At 66.5% G+C, this 20,053-nt stretch carries 20 protein-coding genes and 1 pseudogene; 12 read left to right on the plus strand and 9 right to left on the minus strand.

The genetic code is table 11. The features are described 5' to 3' along the window. Window positions 1-28: 28 nt before the first annotated feature. Window positions 29-841 (minus strand): TspO-related membrane protein, encoded by an 813-nt coding sequence (locus ACXJJ8_RS12925; RefSeq protein WP_499030738.1) that lies wholly within the window; start codon window positions 839-841, stop codon window positions 29-31. Between the two features lie 180 nt (window positions 842-1,021). Here ACXJJ8_RS12925 and ACXJJ8_RS12930 point away from each other — a divergent pair, with 180 nt between their 5' ends. Together ACXJJ8_RS12930 and ACXJJ8_RS12935 are read left to right on the plus strand one after the other, a co-directional pair. Then, window positions 1,022-1,594, plus strand: coding sequence for an EF-hand domain-containing protein (locus ACXJJ8_RS12930; RefSeq protein WP_499030742.1), 573 nt, complete (start codon window positions 1,022-1,024; stop codon window positions 1,592-1,594). Window positions 1,595-1,753: 159 nt separating this feature from the next. Next, the gene (locus tag ACXJJ8_RS12935; RefSeq protein WP_499030745.1) at window positions 1,754-3,691 is read left to right on the plus strand and encodes a PAS domain-containing hybrid sensor histidine kinase/response regulator; all 1,938 of its coding nucleotides are present in this window, start codon (window positions 1,754-1,756) and stop codon (window positions 3,689-3,691) included. A gap of 9 nt (window positions 3,692-3,700) precedes the next feature. Here the strand turns inward: ACXJJ8_RS12935 and ACXJJ8_RS12940 are convergent, their stop codons facing one another. After that, the gene (locus ACXJJ8_RS12940) at window positions 3,701-4,237 is read right to left on the minus strand and encodes a DUF3016 domain-containing protein (RefSeq protein ID WP_499030747.1); all 537 of its coding nucleotides are present in this window, start codon (window positions 4,235-4,237) and stop codon (window positions 3,701-3,703) included. Window positions 4,238-4,678: 441 nt separating this feature from the next. Between ACXJJ8_RS12940 and ACXJJ8_RS12945 the strand changes: the two genes are divergently transcribed. Next, window positions 4,679-4,840 (plus strand): hypothetical protein, encoded by a 162-nt coding sequence (locus ACXJJ8_RS12945; protein WP_499030749.1) that lies wholly within the window; start codon window positions 4,679-4,681, stop codon window positions 4,838-4,840. Between the two features lie 3 nt (window positions 4,841-4,843). Here the strand turns inward: ACXJJ8_RS12945 and ACXJJ8_RS12950 are convergent, their stop codons facing one another. Further along, window positions 4,844-5,542 (minus strand): glycosyltransferase, encoded by a 699-nt coding sequence (locus ACXJJ8_RS12950; RefSeq protein ID WP_499030751.1) that lies wholly within the window; start codon window positions 5,540-5,542, stop codon window positions 4,844-4,846. 141 nt (window positions 5,543-5,683) lie between these two features. On the opposite strand from ACXJJ8_RS12950, the gene ACXJJ8_RS12955 reads away from it, so the two are divergent. The 3 genes from ACXJJ8_RS12955 (at window position 5,684) to ACXJJ8_RS12965 (ending at window position 8,811) form a co-directional block, all read left to right on the plus strand. Then, window positions 5,684-6,784, plus strand: coding sequence for a sensor domain-containing diguanylate cyclase (locus tag ACXJJ8_RS12955; protein WP_499030753.1), 1,101 nt, complete (start codon window positions 5,684-5,686; stop codon window positions 6,782-6,784). 303 nt (window positions 6,785-7,087) lie between these two features. Continuing rightward, the gene (locus ACXJJ8_RS12960; RefSeq protein WP_499030756.1) at window positions 7,088-8,038 is read left to right on the plus strand and encodes an ABC transporter ATP-binding protein; all 951 of its coding nucleotides are present in this window, start codon (window positions 7,088-7,090) and stop codon (window positions 8,036-8,038) included. An 11-nt stretch (window positions 8,039-8,049) separates the two neighbouring features. Next, on the plus strand, window positions 8,050-8,811 hold the full coding sequence (locus ACXJJ8_RS12965; protein WP_499031104.1) for an ABC transporter permease: 762 nt from the start codon (window positions 8,050-8,052) through the stop codon (window positions 8,809-8,811). Here the strand turns inward: ACXJJ8_RS12965 and ACXJJ8_RS12970 are convergent. The 5 genes and pseudogenes from ACXJJ8_RS12970 to ACXJJ8_RS12990 form a co-directional block, all read right to left on the minus strand. After that, a complete protein-coding gene (locus ACXJJ8_RS12970; RefSeq protein WP_499030757.1) occupies window positions 8,801-9,178 on the minus strand; it encodes an HNH endonuclease in 378 nt (125 codons plus the stop codon). The genes ACXJJ8_RS12965 and ACXJJ8_RS12970 overlap by 11 nt on opposite strands. After that, window positions 9,175-9,549: a YciI family protein gene (locus ACXJJ8_RS12975; RefSeq protein ID WP_499030759.1), complete on the minus strand. Its 375-nt coding sequence runs from the start codon at window positions 9,547-9,549 to the stop codon at window positions 9,175-9,177. The genes ACXJJ8_RS12970 and ACXJJ8_RS12975 overlap by 4 nt, the downstream gene beginning before the upstream one ends. Before the next feature lie 284 nt (window positions 9,550-9,833). After that, window positions 9,834-10,958: pseudogene (locus ACXJJ8_RS12980) on the minus strand (PilT/PilU family type 4a pilus ATPase); the annotation flags it as partial. Between the two features lie 142 nt (window positions 10,959-11,100). Further along, the gene (locus tag ACXJJ8_RS12985; RefSeq protein ID WP_499030761.1) at window positions 11,101-11,364 is read right to left on the minus strand and encodes a DUF3297 family protein; all 264 of its coding nucleotides are present in this window, start codon (window positions 11,362-11,364) and stop codon (window positions 11,101-11,103) included. Between the two features lie 35 nt (window positions 11,365-11,399). Continuing rightward, window positions 11,400-11,684, minus strand: coding sequence for a DUF4031 domain-containing protein (locus ACXJJ8_RS12990; RefSeq protein WP_499030763.1), 285 nt, complete (start codon window positions 11,682-11,684; stop codon window positions 11,400-11,402). A gap of 93 nt (window positions 11,685-11,777) precedes the next feature. Between ACXJJ8_RS12990 and ACXJJ8_RS12995 the strand changes: the two genes are divergently transcribed. The 6 genes from ACXJJ8_RS12995 (at window position 11,778) to ACXJJ8_RS13020 (ending at window position 19,661) form a co-directional block, all read left to right on the plus strand. Further along, a complete protein-coding gene (locus ACXJJ8_RS12995; RefSeq protein ID WP_499030765.1) occupies window positions 11,778-13,670 on the plus strand; it encodes an ABCB family ABC transporter ATP-binding protein/permease in 1,893 nt (630 codons plus the stop codon). After that, window positions 13,670-14,461, plus strand: coding sequence for an NRDE family protein (locus ACXJJ8_RS13000; protein ID WP_499030767.1), 792 nt, complete (start codon window positions 13,670-13,672; stop codon window positions 14,459-14,461). Before ACXJJ8_RS12995 ends, ACXJJ8_RS13000 begins: the two co-directional genes overlap by 1 nt. Before the next feature lie 110 nt (window positions 14,462-14,571). Continuing rightward, window positions 14,572-14,874, plus strand: coding sequence for a carboxypeptidase-like regulatory domain-containing protein (locus ACXJJ8_RS13005; RefSeq protein WP_499030768.1), 303 nt, complete (start codon window positions 14,572-14,574; stop codon window positions 14,872-14,874). Between the two features lie 81 nt (window positions 14,875-14,955). Continuing rightward, window positions 14,956-16,161, plus strand: coding sequence for an EAL domain-containing protein (locus tag ACXJJ8_RS13010; RefSeq protein ID WP_499030769.1), 1,206 nt, complete (start codon window positions 14,956-14,958; stop codon window positions 16,159-16,161). A gap of 41 nt (window positions 16,162-16,202) precedes the next feature. Then, the gene (locus ACXJJ8_RS13015; RefSeq protein ID WP_499030771.1) at window positions 16,203-18,275 is read left to right on the plus strand and encodes a TonB-dependent receptor domain-containing protein; all 2,073 of its coding nucleotides are present in this window, start codon (window positions 16,203-16,205) and stop codon (window positions 18,273-18,275) included. A 60-nt stretch (window positions 18,276-18,335) separates the two neighbouring features. Continuing rightward, window positions 18,336-19,661, plus strand: a complete 1,326-nt coding sequence (locus tag ACXJJ8_RS13020) for a PQQ-dependent sugar dehydrogenase (protein WP_499031107.1) — start codon at window positions 18,336-18,338, stop codon at window positions 19,659-19,661. A gap of 19 nt (window positions 19,662-19,680) precedes the next feature. Here ACXJJ8_RS13020 and ACXJJ8_RS13025 read toward each other — a convergent pair whose 3' ends face one another. Beyond that, window positions 19,681-19,941, minus strand: coding sequence for a hypothetical protein (locus ACXJJ8_RS13025; RefSeq protein WP_499030774.1), 261 nt, complete (start codon window positions 19,939-19,941; stop codon window positions 19,681-19,683). Window positions 19,942-20,053 lie beyond the last annotated feature (112 nt).

Genomic DNA, 20,053 nt, shown 5'->3' on the forward strand with positions numbered 1-20,053 from the left:
GCCGGCAGTCTTGCAGCGCCCTTGCGGATTACGCGTGAGCGCTGCTGTCCGGCGTGTTGTTGCCCGGCGTGTTGTTGTCAGGAGCGTTCGTCACCCAACCGCCGCGATGCTTGAAGCGCAACCACACCGTCTGGCCAACCAGCGCGACCGCGAGCACGAGCGCGGACCACGAGGCCGCCGTCGCACCGCGCACGCCCCAATCCGACTGCATGATGTGCACGGCGAGCAGCCCCCACGTCGCCGCGCCCGCGTAATCGGGATTGCCGCGCATGCGATGGTTCGCCCACAACAGCAGCACGGCGAGCAGGAGGAACAGGGCCATGCTCCACGCCAGCATGTCGGTCGTGGACAACACGCGGTATGCGACGACCACCTGCGCGATGTTGACGAACGCCGCCAGCGACAGCCAGCCCGCATGCAGCGAGATCGGCGTCCATGCCCACAGCCATTGCTGCGGCAGGCGCTGGCGGTCGTCGGTGAGCACGAAGGCCGCGCGCAGCAGGCACGCGAGCGCGCCGAAGATCACGATGAGGTCCAGCCAGTACAGGCCCATCGAGAACAGCGGCATCCACGCGGTCGTCAATGCGAATCCCGCTGCCGTCCACGGTGCGATGTGTGTCAGCGTCGCATCGTCGCGTCGCGAGCGCGCGGCTTGCCATCCCCCATACAACACGTCGAAGAGGAAGATCACGCCCCAGATTGCGAATGCCCATCCTGCGGGCAGCAGCAGGTTCGGGAATTGCGCCGACACCGCGCCCGACGGCGGCCCGAACGTCCCGCGTTCGGTGAACCACGCGACGACAGGCATCGCGATCGCGAACAACAGCACGAGCAGGCGCATGGCGTGGGCTCCTTCCGACGATGCGGCGACGCTAGCAGGCAGGCGTGAGCGCCGCGTCGAACGGGCGCTTGCACATTCCTGAATCATCCCGTCCCGCACTGCCGAGCTTGGATCGCGCATTGATCCGCCGCTCACCAACCGCCGCGCAGGCTCGGGATTCCACAGCAGGAGCGTCCCCCCATGACACGCAAGACATTGCATCTGTGCCTCGCCGCGGGACTCGCGAGCGTCGCGTTCGGCGCCTCGGCGAATCACGAGGGCGGGGACATGTTCAAGATGATGGACACCAACAACGACGGCCAGGTCAGCGTGGCCGAGCACGATGCCGCCGTCACGAAGATGTTCGGCGACATGGACACCAACAAGGATGGCTTCGTCACCGCAGCCGAGATGGACGCCAGGCACGAAGCGATGGAGGCTTCGGAAAAGGGCATGAAGCACGATGAGCACATGGAAATGAAATCCGCCGACAAGATCGGCAGGATGGATACCGATGGCGACGGCAAGTTGTCGGCCACCGAACACGGCGCCGGTGCGAAGGAAATGTTCGGCAAGATGGACGCCGACGGCAACGGCATGCTTTCGCGCGCCGAGATGGCGTCGGGGCACGACAAGATGATGAGCAAGGACAAGTCCGGCAAGGACGATTGGAGCACCAAGGACAAGGGCACGTCGGCGGACGCGTCCGATCATTCGGGCCATGACGGGGCAGCGTCGAGCTCGACCCCGCCGGCGGACGACAACGGCGGCTGAAGCTTCAAGCCACGCCACGCCGCCCCTTCGGTCTCCCGGGGCGGCGTGGTGACGGTGTGAAGGCCCATTAACGTGCCAGATGGTCCAATGGAAGCTCGCGCGCATCCCACGGGAGGCGCGATGCAGGAGACCGGCCCGGCCGGACAGGGGACATCCTCATTGGATACGCGCAACAAGCTGCCTGAAGTGGTTCCGGCATCGTCGAGGCAATGGAAGGACGACGACAGCATTTATCGTCGCCTGGTCGGCGAAGTCCCGGACTACGCGATCTTCATGCTCGATCCCGACGGCATCGTCAGGACATGGAACGCAGGCGCGCAGCGCATCAAGGGATATGTCGCCGACGAGATCATCGGCCGGCATTACTCGTCGTTCTATCCGCAGGAACGCATCGACGCCAAGTGGCCCGAACACGAGTTGCAGGTGGCGACGCAAACCGGTCGGTTCGAGGATGAAGGCTGGCGTGTGCGCAAGGACGGCACGCAATTCTGGGCGAACGTGGTGATCACCCGGGTGCTCGACGACGATGGCCGCCTGATCGGCTTTTCGAAGATCACGCGCGACCTCAGCGTCCGACGTCGCCACGAGGAGCTGCTGCGCCGAAGCGAAGAGCGTTTCCGCCTGCTGGTCGAAGGCGTCGTGGATTATGCGATCTTCATGCTCGACCCCGACGGCCATGTCGCCAGTTGGAACGCGGGCGCGCAGATGACCAAGGGTTACCAGGCCTCCGAGATCATCGGGAAGCATTTTTCCGTGTTCTATCCGCCGGAAGTCGCTGCCGCCGGCTGGCCTGCGCGCGAACTCGAGATCGCGCTCGAAGACGGCCGTTGCGAAGACGAAGGCTGGCGCATGCGCAAGGACGGCTCGCGGTTCTGGGCGAGCGTGGTCATCACCTCGCTGCACGACGAGTCGGGCACGCACATCGGTTTCGCGAAGGTCACGCGCGACCTCACCGACCGCCGCCGCGTCCGCGCACTCGAAGACGAAGGCAAGCGCGTCACCACTTTCCTCGCGATGCTCGGTCACGAACTGCGCAACCCGCTCGCGCCGATCACCAACGCCGTTTCGATCATGCAACTCGAACCGATGGAGACCGATCGCCTGCGCATGTGCCGGGACGTGATCTCGCGCCAGCTGGTGCAGATCACGCGGCTGGTCGACGACCTGCTGGATGTCGGGCGCATCACCGCCGGCAAGATCCATCTTGAAAAAAAGCCGGTCGAGATCGGCGCGGTGCTGGCCGCGGTGATCGAATCCTGCGAGCCCGAATCACGCAGCCGCGCGCACACCGTGACGCTGGAACGACCCGACGGACAGACGTGGGTGTCGGGCGATTCGGCGCGATTGCAGCAGGTCGTCGGCAACTTGCTCAACAACGCGGTGAAATTCACCGATCGTGGCGGACAGATCAAGGTCGTGCTGCGGCGCAATCGCGCGTTCGCGGAAATCGCGGTCAGCGACAACGGCTCCGGCATTCCGCCGTGGCGCCTGCAGGACATCTTCAACCTGTTCGTGCAGGGCGACCAGGACCTGGCGCACTCCCAGGGCGGCCTCGGCCTCGGTCTGAGCCTGGTGCAGCAAATCGTGGCGCTGCATGGTGGCGATGTCGCCGCCTACAGCGCGGGCATCGGCAAGGGATCGGAGTTCGTGGTGCGCGTCCCGGTGATCGAAGCGCCGGCGACGACCATCGATCCCGAGGAAGAGACGCTCGAGCCCCGGGCCCACAGCGTGCTGGTCGTCGACGACAACCGCGACGCCGCGGACACGATGGCGGCTTTGCTGGATCGCCTTGGTTACCGTGCACGCACGGCCTACGACGGCGCCACCGCGCTGGCCGAAGTGCGCGCTTCGCAACCGGATTACGCGTTCCTCGACATCGGCTTGCCCGACATGGACGGGCGTGCGTTGGCGAAGTCGATCCGGGCCGAATTCGGCGATGCGATCGGGCTGGTCGCGCTGACCGGTTACGGCCAGGAGCAGGATCGCGAGTCGACGCTCGCCGCGGGCTTCCGCGAACACCTCACCAAGCCACTGACCATCGACGGTCTGTCCGCTGCATTGGGCCGATTGGCCGAAGCGCAGGACGCGCTGAAGTGAGCGGCCGCCTTACTTGAACTCGCGGCGGATCCACGTGTCGATCAGGCGCTTGTCGTAGCGCAACGTATCGCTGCTGGGGAACGGCGGCTGCGTCTGCAGGTAGGCGAGGTCGGCAATCTTGCGCTCACCTTCGGCAATCACGTTCCCGTTGGCAGCCTTGCGCGAGAACCGCAGCGTCATGCGCGGCGGGTACACGTCGCGCAACACGCGCACGTCGTCGGTCTGGCTGTGCAGCCATTCGTATTGGCCCGCACGCTGGATGTCGAGAATCTCGACGTCCACGCGTTCGCCCGCGGGCACGGCCTTCGCGAGTTTTTCCTGCATGTAGTCGGCGAGTTCGACGACCCAGTCGCCTTCCGCGGACAGGCGGCGGTTCTGGCTGTAACGCAGCTCGGCGAACTGTGCCGGATCGCCCCAGCGCACGGAGACGGGGCTGCCTTCGCCCACGGCGTGGGGGCGTGCCTGGTCGGTGACGGTGCGGGGGCCGGTCGTGGCGCACGCCGTCAGCACCAGGAGCATCGCGAGCAGGGCGGGTCGGGCAGTCATGGCGGCACTCGGATTCCGGGGGGGGACGAGAGTCAGTGTGCGACCGCGGGAGCGCGGGTTCAATGCGATCTTGACGGCCGCTTAATGCGCGTCGCCGCAGCCTCCGGCCCCTCGCCCACGAATGCCGGAGCACACCATGAACCGCTCGTCCCTGATCGGAACCTTGTTCGCCGGCGCCCTCTGCGCCGCGCCCTGCTTTGCGCAAACCAGCCCTGCAACCGACGTCACCCCACGCACCAGCAACCCCGTGCCGTCCTCCGCGCGACTCCCCCAGAACGCCGACCAGCGCATGGCCGCGATGGACGGCAATGGCGATGGCTCGATCAGCGAAGACGAATACGAAGACGCCATGACCCGCGTCTTCCGCGACCTCGACGCCGACCACAACAATCGGTCGGCGCCGAGGAATTGGGCAGCGCGAGCGGCCCGCAGCAGGACGGCATGTTGTCGCCCGCCGACCGCATCCGGCGCATCGACCTCAACACCGATGGCGAACTCACCGAAGAAGAGCTCACGCGCGGCGCGCAGCAGGTCTTCGAAATCCTGGACACGAGCAAGGACGGCACGCTCGATCTCGGCGAACTCAAGTCCGGCGGCGGTTGATCGTCAGTGGCGTCGCTTGTCGTACCAGAGCGCCAGGTGATCGCGTGAGCGCAGGATGCGCCGCCCGCGCAGTGCGAATCGCAACATCAGGCGCAGGTGGTCGAGCACGCCGAACGTGCGCAGCTTCCGGTCGGAGGTGCGCACCGCTTCGCGCAGGATGTGCACAGGGCCGACGGTGGCGAGCGCGCGGCTGAAGGCGACGTCTTCGCCTGCGTAGTAGCGCGTGTCGAAACCACCGGCGGCGACGAAGGCATCACGCGTGCAAAACACGAAACATCCCGGCGTGACGCGCATCCATCGGAAGATCTGCATCAGCGCAGCGGTGAACAGGCGCACGGACCAGCGCACGCGGCCGTCGAGGGTCACGGCGCAGCCACCGCCGACTGCGCCGGCCTCGAGTGCAGTGATTGCCGCGCGCAGCACGCCCGCATCCACCAGCGTGTCCGCATCGACGAAGCACAAGCGCGTGCCAGTGGCAGCCGTAGCGCCTGCATTGCGCGTGGCAGCGATGTGGCGGAACGCAACCGACACGACCTGCGCGCCGTGTGCACGCGCGACATCGGCCGTACCGTCGGTCGAGTCATCGTCGACGACGATGCGCTCGCAGGCGACGCCGCAATCGCGCGCGGCGGCGCCGATCGCATCGAGCGTCGCGCCGATCAACGGCGCCTCGTCATGGGCGGGGACGATGAAAGACCACATCCGTGCATTCTTCACGGCGCCTGCCACAACCGCAACGCCGGGACCGAAGGCCGGCGCGGTCATCGGCCGGGAAAAGGCCTGAGTCCGACGTCGCCCCCGCCGCCGCGCTAGACTCGGCCCCAGGGGCGCCTCGGGGGCAGCATGCACGGGCCGGACGACATCGATTTGGTTGAGCCTGCGGGCGCACGGGAAACCGTCGCGCCCATTTGGCATGCGCGCCTGACCGCCCTGCTGGCGGAGATCTCCCGCGAAGCCCTGCAGGGCGAAGACCTCGAAGCCGTGTTGCGCCGCATCGTGGATTGCCTGGTGCGCAACCTGCCGGTGGCCATCGCCAGCATCATCCTGCTCGACGACGACGGGGCGCACTTCGTGCAGGAAGTCTGGGCAGGCGACCTGGATCTGTATCCCGCCGAGCTCGCGCACGGGTGGCCGGTGAGCGTCGGCGCCGCCGGGCGCTGCGCGCGCACCGGCGAAGCGCAGCTGATCACCGACGTCGAATCCGATCCGGACTACGTGCCCGGGAACACCAAGGTGCGTTCGGAATACCTGGTGCCCATCCGCCATGGCGCGCGCCTGCACGGCGTGCTCAACATCGAAAGCACGCAGCCGGATTTCTTCTACCCGGAAGCGCGCGAGGTGTTCGACGCGATCGCCGACCAGATCGCCGGCGCGATCCATCTGGCGCGCGTCGTCGCCGAACTGGAAGCGGCGAATCGGAAGCTGGAAACCTTGTCGATGATCGATGGCCTGACCGGCATCGCGAACCGCCGCTGCTTCGACCAACGCCTCGCGGCCGAGTGGGAATGGCAGTCGGTCGAACATCGCGAACTGGCGCTGGTGCTGGTCGACGCCGATTCCTTCAAGCCCTTGAACGATGCGCACGGACATCTGTACGGCGACGAATGCCTGCGTGAACTCGCGCGCCTGTGCACGCGGTTCGCAGACGGCATCGACGATCTCGTCGCGCGCTTCGGTGGCGAGGAACTCGTGTTGTTGCTGCCCGACCGCTCGCTCGAAGCGGCCGTGGCCCTGGGGGAGGCGTTGCGCCGCGATGTCGAAGCGGCCGCGATGCGCCACGACAACTCGACGATCGCGCCGTACGTGACCGTGAGTGTCGGCGTCGCCGCGGTGACGCCGACCCGCGAGCGTTCGCCCGAACGCCTGATCGCGGCGGCCGATCGCGCGCTGTATGCGGCGAAAGCGCAGGGCCGCAACCGCGTGGTGGCCGCCCAAGTCGACTGAATGCTCGGCCGTGGGCCATTGCCCCGCATCCGGGACACTGATTCCGCGCATTGCCGTCTTATCGCCGTCGCATGGGGCCCGTAGCCTGAGCCTCCCCCACGACCCCCGGTGAGGCCCCATGCGACGTCGCAAGCGCAGTTTCTTCAACACCGTCAACCGCGCGCTCCGCGCATTCTTCGCCCGACCCCGCGCCGCCGCGCGCGAAACGGGCGAGCTGGGTTGACCGACGCCGGGTTGGACGGCGCAGGCCCCGCGGCGCCCGGCTACGATGGACGCCCCCGCCATCGAGCCGAGGCGCCACGCATGGCCCAACGCGATCACGTCGTGAGAGAGCCGGTCGTTTCGATCAAAGGCGTCGGCAAGACCTACGCCTCCGGTTTCGAGGCGCTCAAGCACATCGACCTCGACATCCTGCGCGGCGAGATCTTCGCCTTGCTCGGCCCCAATGGCGCGGGCAAGACGACACTGATCAGCATCATCTGCGGCATCGTGAATGCAAGCTCGGGCACGGTCGTCGCAGATGGGCACGACATCGTCTCGGACTATCGCGGCGCGCGCAGCAAGATCGGGCTGGTGCCGCAGGAGTTGTCCACCGACACGTTCGAGACGGTGCTCTCCACGATGCGCTTCAGCCGCGGCCTGTTCGGCAAACCGCCGGATGCCGCGCACCTGGAGCGCGTGCTCCGCGACCTCTCGTTGTGGGACAAGCGCAACGACAAGATCATGACGCTTTCGGGCGGCATGAAGCGCCGCGTGCTGATCGCCAAGGCGCTCGCGCACGAGCCGCAGATCCTGTTCCTCGACGAGCCCACCGCGGGCGTCGATGTCGAACTGCGCCACGACATGTGGCAGATGGTGCGCCGCCTGCGCGAAAACGGCACGACGATCATCCTCACCACGCACTACATCGAAGAAGCAGAAGAGATGGCCGACCGCATCGGCGTGATCCGCAAGGGCGAGCTGATCCTCGTCGAGGACAAGCACACGCTGATGCGCAAGCTCGGCAGCAAGCAGCTGGCGATTTCCTTGCAGTCGCCGCTCGCGCAGGTGCCTTCGGGATTGGCCGACCTGCCGCTCTCGCTGTCGGAGGATGGACATTCGCTCGTCTACACCTTCGATACGCAATCGGAGGAAACGGGCATCGCGCCGTTGTTGCGCCGATTGCACGAGCAGGGCATCGACTTCAAGGACCTGCATTCCAGCGAGAGTTCGCTGGAAGACATCTTCGTCAGCCTGGTGAGGGCGCCGGCATGAACTTGCCCGTCATGAATCGCCATGCGATCAAGGCGATCTACCGCTTCGAGATGGCCCGCACGTTCCGCACGATGCTGGAAAGCATCCTGTCGCCGGTGCTGTCGACCTCCCTGTACTTCATCGTGTTCGGCGCGGCGATCGGCTCGCGCATGGGCGATCTGGGCGGCGTGAGCTATGGCGCCTTCATCATTCCCGGCCTGATCATGCTGTCGCTGCTCAACGAGAGCATTTCCAACGCCTCCTTCGGCATCTACCTGCCGAAATGGTCGGGCACGATCTTCGAACTGCTGTCCGCGCCGGTGTCGTATTTCGAAGCGGTGATCGGCTACGTGGGCGCGGCGGCGACCAAGTCGCTGATGCTCGGCCTGCTGATCCTGGTGACGGCACGCGCGTTCGTGTCCTACGAGATCGCGCATCCGGTCTGGATGCTGTGTTTCCTGGTGCTGACGGCGGTGACCTTCAGCCTGTTCGGCTTCATCATCGGCATCTGGGCCGACAGCTTCCAGCGCCTGCAGGTGATCCCGCTGCTGATCGTGACGCCGCTGACCTTCCTCGGCGGCGCGTTCTATTCGATCGACATGCTGCCCGAACCGTGGCGGACGTTCACGCTGTTCAATCCCGTCGTGTACCTGGTGAGTGGAATGCGGTGGAGCTTCTACGGAATCGCCGACGTGAACGTGTGGTTGAGCGCCGGGGCGATCGTCGGGTTCCTGATCGCGTGTTTGATCGGGGTTTGGTGGATCTTCAAGACGGGGTACAAGATCAAGGCGTGATCGCGGCGCCCAGCATCAGGGCACGCGTGAACCACCGCGACTCGGCGACGCGTTGCTGCACTTGTTCGCGATACGCATCCGCCGGCAACGGATCCTCGGTCTCGTGCCGCGTCAAGTTGCAATGCCGGCACGCCGCGACGATGTTGCGCACTTCTGCGCCCCCATCGCGGCGCGCGATCACATGTTCGGCGGTGCACTGGAAGTGGACGCAGTCTTCCAGCCGCAGGCCGTGTCGTTCCGCGAAGGCCCAGGGGTTGTTCGACCACATCGGGGCGTCGCAGTAGTGGCAGCGGTGTTGTTGCCGGCGTGCGGCGACTTTGCGGAAGCGCCGGAGTTTGTGGTTGTTCGGCATGGCCGGTCGTTTCACGCGCCGACGCGTTTGCGCACCAGGTCGATGTTCCGCACGGGGCGCACTTCGATGCATCCCGTCGCCGCCCAGGGAAGTTCGGCGGCCAGGCGCACGGCGTCCTCGATGCTGTCGGCTTCGATCAGGTTGAATCCGCCCAGCAATTCCTTCGTTTCGGCGAAGGGCCCGTCGCTCACGCGCGCCTGGCCATCGCGGATGCGCACCGAGCGCGCCGTGTCGGCATCTTCGAGTTGCGAAAACGACACCAGCGTTCCCGCGCGCTGCAAGTCGTCGGCCTTCTCCAGGCATCCTTTCATCATCGCGTCGTATTGCCCGGCGGGCAGTGCGTCCATCAGCGATGGATCGGTGTAGACGAGCAGCAGATATTGCATGCGGGGGCTCCGCTGGGGTGCGAGCGACGATGCTAACGCACGGCGTCACGCGATGATGCGGGGGTGCCGCCACCGAACGTGCCCACGCCGCAACCTGCTCCGGCAGTCGATCCGATGCCGCCGGCGCCGATCGCCTAGCCGTTCGCCGCCTGCTGCGCGTCCTGCGCCTGGCGCTTGAGCGCCTGCAGGCGTTCCAGTTCGATCTCGTCACGTTTGTCCTGCTGCTTGCGCAGTTCCTCGCGCCGCAGGATCTCGGTTTCGTGCGCGTTCGGCTCGTGTTTGAGCTCGAACGACGACGCCAACGCCGACGCCGGCTCGCCGCGACGGCTCTTGAGCTTGATGTTGAGGCGAAGCTCGTTCGCCGAATCGGCGTTGCGGATCGCCTCCTCGTAGGAGATCTGCCCCTCGTTGTACAACTCGAACAAGGCCCAGTCGAACGTGCGCATCCCGAGCTCGCGCGACTTGTTCATGACGCCCTTGAGCTCGTTGAATTCGCCCTTGAAGATCTTCTCGGCGATGGTCGGCGTGTTGAGCAGGATTTCGATCGCGGCCACGCGGCCCTTGCCGTCCTCGGTGCGCACCAGGCGCTGGGAGACGATGGCGCGCAGGTTGGCCGACAGGTCCATCAACAACTGCGTCCGGCGTTCTTCCGGGAAGAAGTTGATGATGCGCTCCATCGTCTGCGACGCGCTGTTGGCGTGCAGCGTGGACAGGCACAGGTGGCCGGTTTCGGCGAAGGCGATGGCATGTTCCATCGTCTCGGCATCGCGGATTTCGCCGACGAGGATGACGTCGGGCGCCTGGCGCAACGTGTTCTTCAGCGCGTGGTGCCACGAGTGGGTGTCCACGCCGACTTCGCGGTGCGTCACCAGCGACTTGTGCGAGGTGTGCGCGTATTCGACCGGATCCTCGACCGTGATGATGTGGCCGGCCTGCGTGCGGTTGCGATGGTCGATCATCGCCGCCAGCGACGTGGACTTGCCCGAACCGGTGCCGCCCACCACCAGCACCAGGCCGCGCTTTTCCATCACGACGTCCTTGAGGACCTCGGGCAGGCGGAGCTTTTCGAAATCGGGAATTTCCGCCGCGATCGTGCGGCACACCAGGCCGACGTGGCCCTGCTGCACGAACACGTTCACGCGGAACCGCGACACGCCCGGCACGGCGATCGCGAAATTGCATTCCATCTCCTGCGCGAACTCCGCGCGCTGCTTGTCGTTCATCAGCGCATGCGCGAGCACGGCGGTGACTTCGCCCGTCAGCTTCTGCTGCGTGAGCGGCGTCATCGCGCCGTGCGCCTTCATGCTGGGCGGGAAGTCGTGGGAGAGGAAGAGGTCGGAACCACCGGACTTGGCCATCGCCGCGAGCAGCTTGTGCATGTAATCGCGGGCTTGCGTTTCATTGAGCATGCGTACGACCCGCCGCATTGCGCGACGGTCTTCCCCTGTCTTGCGTCCCCTTGGACCGCGCAGTCTACGGATCGTCGCGCCGGCCGACCCGGATGCGCGTCACGGTCACCCCGTTGCCGGCGGTCACCTTTCGGGCGTTCACTTACGCCTGGCTGTCTTGTTCATCTTCGGCCATGCGGAACCACGCTTCGACTGCGCCCTTCACCTTCATCGTCATCGGCTGGCCACGACGGTCCAGCGACTTGCCGACAGGCACGCGCACCCAGCCTTCGCTGATGCAGTATTCCTCGACGTTGGTGCGCTCGGTGCCGTTGAACTTGATGCCGATGCCGCGCTCGAGCGCCTGTTCGTCGTAGAACTTGCTGCTCGGATCGTTGGAGAGGCGGTCGGGAGGCGTGTCGGTCATGGCGTGCTCGCGGCGTGGATCGGTGGAGCCGCATTCTACGGTGCCTCGTGCCGGCCCTGTGCCTTGGCGCGCGCGATGACCCGGCGGACGAGCGCGCGGTCGTCGTGGCGGGAAATTGCCACGGCGCCCAGGCGAAGCGCGGCCTGGCGCATGTCGGCGTCCACGTCGTAATGCGCGCCGCTGGTCTTGTCCTGGAAGGCGCGGCGCGGCAGGCCGATCCGGGCGGCCATCGCGTGCAGCTCGTCGAGGGTGTCGGCCATCAGGTGCGCCCAGCGGCGGTCGCGCCAGAGGGTCACCGCGTCGTCCACGTAGACGCTCATTGAGAAACCGCGCTCATTGAAAAGCCCGAGACATGCCGCGCAGGATCGCCCCCGGCGTTGCATCCTGTCCATCGCGCCTCCATGTGGATGCCCATGCAGACCCCCGACGAGCAAGCTCAAGCGCAGCCCACGCAAGCCTCCGACGACATCCTCGCGGCGCCCGACAGCGTCGCCGGCAGCGCCCCGGTCGCGCGGGCCAGCGGCGCGCGCGCCGACTGGCAGGTCCTGCGTTCGCTGATCCCCTTCCTCAAGCCCTTCGCCGGCCGCATCGGGTTCGCGCTGTTGCTGGTCGTCCTCGGCAAGCTGGCGAACCTCGTCGTTCCGCTGGTGCTGAAGAAGATCGTCGATTCCCTCAACGTGGCGCCGACGCTGCTCGTCCTGCCGGTCGCGCTCCTGCTTGCCTATGGCGCATCGCGCGTTTCGGTCACCTTGTTCACCGAACTGCGACAGGTCGTCTTCGCGCGCGTGATGGCGCGCATCTCGCGGCGCGTGACGCTGCAGGTGTTCCGCCACCTGCACGCGCTTTCGTTGCGCTTCCATCTCGCGCGCAGGACCGGCGGGGTGGCGCGCGACGTCGAACGCGGTGGCACCGCGATCTCCGACCTGCTCGACTGGACGATCTACACGATCATCCCGACGGCGCTGGAGATCGTCATGGTCTCCGCGGTGTTGGCGTGGGCTTACGACTGGGGCTTCGTCGCAATCACCGGCATCACGCTGGTCGCCTACATCCTGTTCACCGTGTCGATCACCGAATGGCGCACGCGCTATTACCGCGCCGCGGTGGAGGCCGACACGAAGGCCAACGAGCGTGCAGTGGATTCGCTGCTCAACTACGAGACCGTCAAGTATTTCGGCAACGAGGACCACGAAGCCCGCCGCTACGACGAAAACCTCCAGCACCTGGAGAACGCGTCGGTCATGAGCCGCAAGACGCTGGCCGTGCTCAACCTTGGGCAGACCGCGATCGTGGCCCTCGGCGTGTCGGCGATGATGTGGCGCGCGGCGGCGGGCGTCGTCGCAGGCCACATGACGGTCGGCGATCTCGTTTTGGTCAACGCCTACCTGCTGCAACTCTCCGCGCCGCTGAACATGCTCGGCATGATGTATCGCGAAGTGAAGCAGGCAATGACCAACCTCGAACGGCTGTTCGGCCTGCTCGACGAACGCCAGGACGTGCAGGACCGTCCCGGTTCGGTGGCGCTGCATGCCACGCAGCCGGAAGTCCGTTTCGAGAACGTACGCTTCGCCTACGACGTGCGGCGACAGATCCTGCGCGATGTCGATTTCACCATCCGGCCCGGTGAGACCGTGGCAGTGGTCGGCCACTCGGGGTCCGGCAAATCGACGCTCGCACGGCTGCTGTACCGTTTCTACGACGTCGACGGCGGGCGCATCACCATCACCGATGCGGGCGGCACGGCGCACGACGTGCGGGATTACACCCAGCAATCGGTGCGCGCGACGATCGCGATCGTGCCGCAGGACACGGTGTTGTTCAACGACACCATCTACTACAACATCGAGTACGGCCGCCCCGGCGCCACGCGCGAGGAAGTCGAACACGCCGCGCGCGCCGCGCACATCCACGATCTGATCGCGGGCTTGCCCGACGGTTACCAGACCGAAGTCGGCGAGCGTGGCCTGAAGTTGTCGGGCGGCGAAAAGCAACGCGTCGCCATCGCGCGCGCACTGCTGAAGAACCCGGCGGTGCTGATCTTCGACGAAGCGACCTCCGCACTCGACTCGCGCTCGGAGCAGGCGATCCAGGGCGAACTGGACCGCATCGCACTGGGCCGCACGACGCTGACGATCGCCCATCGCCTGTCGACGGTGATGAACGCCGACGAGATCCTGGTCATGGATGCCGGTCGCATCATCGAACGCGGCACGCATGCGGCGCTCGTCGCGACACAGGGCCATTACGCGCAGATGTGGAAGTTGCAGCAGCAGGAACGCCAGCGCGAACTCGAGGCGGCCGGCTGATGTGCCTGATCGCCGTCGGATTCCGCGCGCACCCGCGTTGGAGACTCGCGGTGATCGCCAACCGCGATGAATTCCACGGGCGTCCGACCGCGCCCGCGGGACCCGATCCGGACATTCCGCAAGTGTTCGGTGGGCGCGACCTGGAAGCGGGTGGAAGCTGGTTGCTCGCGTCCACGCGCCGGCGTTTCACTGCAGTGACGAATGTCCGCGCCGGGTTGAATCCCGAAGCGGCGCCGCGTTCTCGCGGTGCGCTCGTGCGCGGTTTCGCGACGGGCGATGGCGCCGCGGATCGTTACATGGCGTCACTCGCCGACACGGCCGGCGATTACGGTCGATTCAACCTGCTGTGCTGGGATGGCGACGCGCTGCATTTCGCCACCAACCACCCGCGATTCGAAACGCACGTGGTGAGCGACGGTCTCCATGCGATGTCCAATGGCGCCTTCGATGCGGCGTGGCCGAAAAGTGGCCATGCGACGCAGGCGTTGGAGCGCTGGCTCGCACATGCGCCCGGGCGCATCGACGACAACTCGCTCGCACCCCTGTTTTCCGCGCTCGCGGACACGACGCCCGCACCCGACGCGCGCCTGCCCGACACGGGCGTCGGCCTGGAAATGGAACGCCTGCTGTCGCCGCCCTTCGTGCGCGGCGCGCGTTACGGCACGCGTTGCAGCACGGTGTTGCTGGTGGATGACAACGGATTCATTTTCGCCGAGCGTCGTTTCGGGCCTGATGCGATGGCGCACGGCGCCACCTTCGTGCAACTGCCGTTCGAAGCAAACGGCGTGTGAATGGTCCAAAGGTCCGGTGACCTCCGGCACGGTCCACGAAACGACCCGATCCCTAGAATCCCGGCGCAGCAAGTCAACGCGTCACCAAAAACCTTCCCCGGGAGATTGCCATGAAAAGATTCGCCCATCGCTTCCTCGTCGCAATCGCGACGTTCGGCTTGTTCGTTTCCACTGCCTACGCGCAGCATTCCGGCGGTGGCCTCTGGGGCCGCGCGAAGTCGGGCGACGTCGTTCGCATCGAGAACACCGACATCGGCACCAAGCGCGAACAGACGCTGACCGAAGACGGCAAGTACTACTTCGAACGCATGCCGGTCGGCATCTATACCCTCACGATCACGCACGCCGACGGGACGCAGGACGCGCCGAAGAAGATCCGGGTGCAGGTGGGGACGAACACGTACGTGAAGTAATCGCGGGATGACGGCCGGGTTGCGCACCGAACTGCGTATACCCGGCCAACATCCATCATGTCTTCCACAGGGGGAAGGGGCATGAGCACCGTAATCCGCGAACTGTTCGCGGGCGAAGTCCTGTATCGCCAACACGACCCGTCCGATTGCGCCTGGCTGATCGAACGCGGCGCGATCGAACTGCACTCCGAACAAGGCCGCCGCACCACGCTGCACGGCACGCTGGGCCCCGGTGAATTGATCGGCGAGCTCGGCATGCTCGACGGCCAGCCGCGCAGCGCAACGGCCACCGCACGCGCCGACACCACGCTGCTCGCGATCGACCACGACCAATTCCTGGAACGCCTCGACGGCGGCGACCCGATCGTGCGCACGCTGGTGCTGAGCCTGTTGCGCCGGACGCGCAGCATCCTCGCCGCGTTGCCGCCGGATCTCGCGTTGCCGGCGGAAGACCTTGCGACCGAGTCGAACGAAGAGCGCGCAGGCCTGGACAAGATCCGCCTCGAGGCGCGGCTGCGCGACGCGCTCGACACGAAGACGCTCGAAGTGCGCTACCAGCCGATCTTCGACATCGTCGAGGGTTGCGTGCGCGGGTACGAAGCGCTCGTGCGCTGGCAACTGCCCGATCGCGGGCCGGTCTCGCCGGCGGAATTCATCAAGCTCGCCGAAGAGACCTCGCTGATCGTGCCGGTGGGCGAATACGTCCTGGACCGCGTGATCGAAGTGCTCATCGCCTTGCGCGAGGCAGGCGTGTCCCCGCTGCCGAGCATCGCGGTGAATCTTTCGGCGCGGCAACTCGTCGAGCCGGGCATGGCCCGCCAGATCGTGCAACGCGTGCAGCGCGCGCAGTTGCCGCCCGGCACGCTGAAACTCGAGGTGACCGAAAGTCGCATGTTGGACTACGCGCCCGTCGCCGCGGTCATGCAGCACTGCCGGTCGCATGGCATTCCCTTCGCGCTCGACGATTTCGGGACGGGCTATTCGAACCTCACGCACCTGCACGCACTCGACTTCGAATTCGTGAAGATCGACCAGGCGTTCGCGCGCCACATGTTCGATTCGCTGCGCGCGATGACGATCGTGGAGGCGATCGTCACGATGGCGCACGCGATCGGCGCGCGCGTGGTGATGGAAGGCGTCGAGACGCACGCGCAATTGGCGCGGTTGCGCGCCATGGGCGTGCGTTACGCACAGGGATATCTGATCGGGCAGGCGGCACCGGTGGCCGCCGTGTTGTCGGGCGATGCCGCGCGCGGGATCGAGGCGGAGGCACCCGCGATCGCCTGATCCACGCACGCATCACGCGGGCATGCCACACCATCGCCGGCATGCCCGCTTCCAGACCGCTCATCGCTCTCGCGAGCCTGGCGCCTGCCATCGCCTGCGCGCAGACCGCGCCCGTCGAGCTCGATCGCGTGCAGGTCACCGCCACGCATGCACCTGCTGCCGCGCGCGACGTGCCGGCATCGGTGAGCGTGATCGATCGCGACGACGGCCGCACCGATGTCCTCGGGGTGGCGTTGTCCGAACGACTGGCCAGCGTGCCCGGCGTACTCGCGCGCGATCGACGCAATTACGCGCAGGACGAACAGATCTCGATCCGCGGCTTCGGTACGCGCGCCAGTTTCGGTATCCGCGGTGTGCGCCTGTCCATCGACGGCGTGCCCGCGACGATGCCGGACGGGCAGGGGCAGGTGTCCCATCTGCCCCTCGCGTTCGCCGACCGCATCGAAGTGCTGCGCGGGCCATTCTCCGTGCTGTACGGCAACGCGGCCGGCGGCGTGATCCAGGTGTTCACCGCGGACCCCGAAGGGCCATTGGCGATCGATGCGGCTGCGAACGTCGGCCCGGATGCATCGCGGCGGCTGTCGCTCGCCGTGCAAGGTGCGGGCGAAAGCGTCGGCGGGTTGATCGGCGCGCAGCATTTCCGCACCGATGGCTTCCGCGCGCACTCGGCGGCCGAGCGCAATTTGCTGCATGGGAAATTGCGATTCGAACATGAGGCCACGACGGCGACGCTGGTGCTCGATACGCTCGATGCGCCGGGCACGCAGGATCCGTTGGGGCTGGATCGAGCGCAATTCCGCAGCGATCCAACGCAGGCCGCGCCGCAGGCGCTGACATTCAACACGCGCAAATCGGTCTCGCAACGCCAGCTTGGCGCAGTCCTCGCGCGCGGTGCATTCACCGCGACGGCATACGCAGGCCGACGCGAGGTCGAACAATTCCTCGCCATCCCCGTTGGCACGCAAGGCAATTCGCTGAGCAACGGTGGCGTGGTGGACCTGCATTCGCCCTACGCCGGCCTCGACGCGCATTGGACCGGCGAATTCGGCGATGCCTGGTCGCTGACGGCGGGCTTGTCGTACGACACCATGCGCCAGGATCGCCGCGGCTACGAGAACTTCATCGGCGACACGCTCGGCGTGCGCGGGGCATTGCGTGCCGACCAGGTGGATCGCGTCGATGCGCTCGACCCGTATCTGCAAGCCACGTGGATCCCGAGCGATGCCTGGCAAGTCACAGCCGGCGCACGCCACAGCCGCGTTCGCTTCCGTTCCGAAGACCACTACATCCGCCCCGGCAATCCCGACGACAGCGGTCGCGTCACGTATTCGGCGACTTCGCCGGTTCTCGGCGTGCGGTGGCGGGCGAACGAAGCGCTGCAGTTCTACGCGGCCTATGGCGAGGGCTTCGAAACGCCGACGTTCAACGAATTGCAGTATCGCAGCGACGGTGGGAGCGGACTCAACTTCGCGCTGCAGGCCGCGAGCACGCGCAGTGCGGAAGCGGGGATGAAACTATCGCGCGGACGCCTGCGCACGGAGCTCGCCCTTTTCCAGGCGCGCACCGAGGACGAACTCACCGTCGGCACGAGCGCGGGCGGCCGCACGACTTTCCAGAATGCGGGGCGCGCACAACGCACCGGGCTCGAACTTTCAGGCGCGTTGCCGCTCGCGAATGCATGGGTCGCGGAATTCGCGGTGACGTGGCTCGATGCGAAATTCGTCGATGGCTTCCTCGCATGCACCGCCGCGCCTTGCACCGTGCCGACGCTGCCGATCGCGGCGGGGACGCGCATCCCCGGCATTCCGCGCACGCAGGCGCAGGCGGCGGTGCGTTGGGGCGAGGTCGCGCACGGCTGGCACGCGCGCGTGGAGGGCGTGTACGTCGATTCGGTGCCGGTCAACAACTTCGGCGACGAGGCCGCGCCGTCGTATGCCGTCTTCAACGCGAGCCTCGGCTACGGATTCGACAATGGCCGCGTGTTCCTCGCGCTCGACAACCTCGGCGACCGCGCTTACGCCGGTTCGGTGATCGTCAACGAAGCCAATCGCCGTTACTACGAACCCGCGCCGGGCCGCGGCGCCACGGTGGGCGTCGAATTGTACTGGCGCTAGCCGCGCTCGCGTCTCGCTCACGGCGCGCATTGCACTGTACGCACACCGACGCGAACGCATCTGTCACGGAAGCAACCCATGCGTGTCCGACTTGTCTTGCCGATCCTCGCGACGTGCATCGCGACCGCCTGCGCGCCGACGTCGAAGTTCGCAGCCGAAGACGTCAGCGGCCCCTCGCCCCCGTTGGCCGCGCCGGACCAGGCGTTGGTGCCCACGGTGAAAATCGCAACCGCGACGGGATGGAAAGCCGGCGAAGCGCCCACGGCTGCGAACGGCATGCAGGTCAAGGCCTTCGCCACCGGCCTGGAACATCCGCGTTGGCTTTACGTCCTGCCCAATGGCGACGTGCTGGTCGCCGAAAGCAATCGGCCGCCGACGCCCGACGAGCCGAAGAATCCGATCCGCGCGGTCTTCATGGACAAGGCATTCGAAAAAGCCGGCGCCGCAGTCCCGAGCCCCAACCGCATTTCGCTGCTGCGCGACAAGGACGGCGACGGCGTCGCGGAAACGAAAACCACGCTGGTGTCGAACCTGTTCTCGCCCTTCGGCATGGCGCTGGTCGGCGACAAGCTGTTCATCGCCAACGCAGACGCGCTGGTGTGGGTGCCGTACAAGACCGGCGACACGCAGATCCCGGCCAAGCCCGAACACTTCGCCGACCTGCCCGGCGCGCCGCGCAACCATCATTGGACGAAGAGCCTGGTCGTGTCGCCGGACGGCGCGAAGTTCTATGTCGGCGTCGGTTCCAACAGCAATGCCGCCGAACACGGCATGGACATCGAGGACACCCGCGCGGCGATCCTGGAAATCGACGCGAAGTCGGGCGCATCGCGCGTCTTTGCGAGTGGCTTGCGCAATCCCGTCGGCATCGCGTTCGAACCGGGGACGAAGGCCCTGTATGTGGTGGTCAACGAGCGCGACGAGTTGGGCAACGACCTGGTTCCCGATTACCTGACGTCGGTGAAGGAGGGCGCGTTCTACGGTTGGCCGTGGAGTTACTACGGCGCGCATGTCGACACGCGCGTGACGCCTGCGCGCCCCGACATGGTCGCGAAGGCGATCGCACCCGATTACGCGCTCGGCCCGCATGTCGCGTCGCTCGGCCTCGCGTTCTCGTCGGGCGACAAGATGCCCGCCGCGTGGCGCAAGGGCGCGTTCATCGGATTGCACGGCTCGTGGAATCGCGATCCGCCCAGCGGTTACAAGGTCATTTTCGTGCCGTTCCCGGGCGGCACACCCGCGGGCGACCAACAGGATGTGCTGACCGGCTTCCTCGACGCGCAGGGCAACGCGCGCGGACGCCCGGTGGGCGTGGCAATGGCGAAGGATGGTGCGTTGCTGGTCGCCGACGATGTCGGCAACACGGTGTGGCGCGTGGCGCCGTAGCGCCACGCGTGGCCGTCGCTCAGGCGATTTCCTGCGGCTGTGCCTCGAACCTGCGCGCGTAATCGCGCTCGGTGGCGACGCGTTGGACTTCGGAGGAGGCCATGTCGGGCGCCGCGTAGACCGCGTAGGCGATCTCGCCGCCGCTGCGTTGGCCGACGTGGTGCAGGTTGTAGCGCGATTGGCCCGCGCCGGTGTTCTCGGGGTAGTGCTTCGGCGGCGTATTGCCGTCCAGGTCGAGTTCGGCATTGTCGACCGTGCCACCGACGAAGAGTGCTCGCATGCGCTGCTCCCGCAGAGATTGTCGAGCGTCATCCTCGTCCAGCGGCCGTGGACATTCGATCAAGCCGGCGTTATCGCCGGCGTAACAAATACGAAACCCCTCCCCCGCGCGG

The organism is Lysobacter sp. P5_C4, from assembly GCF_054049695.1.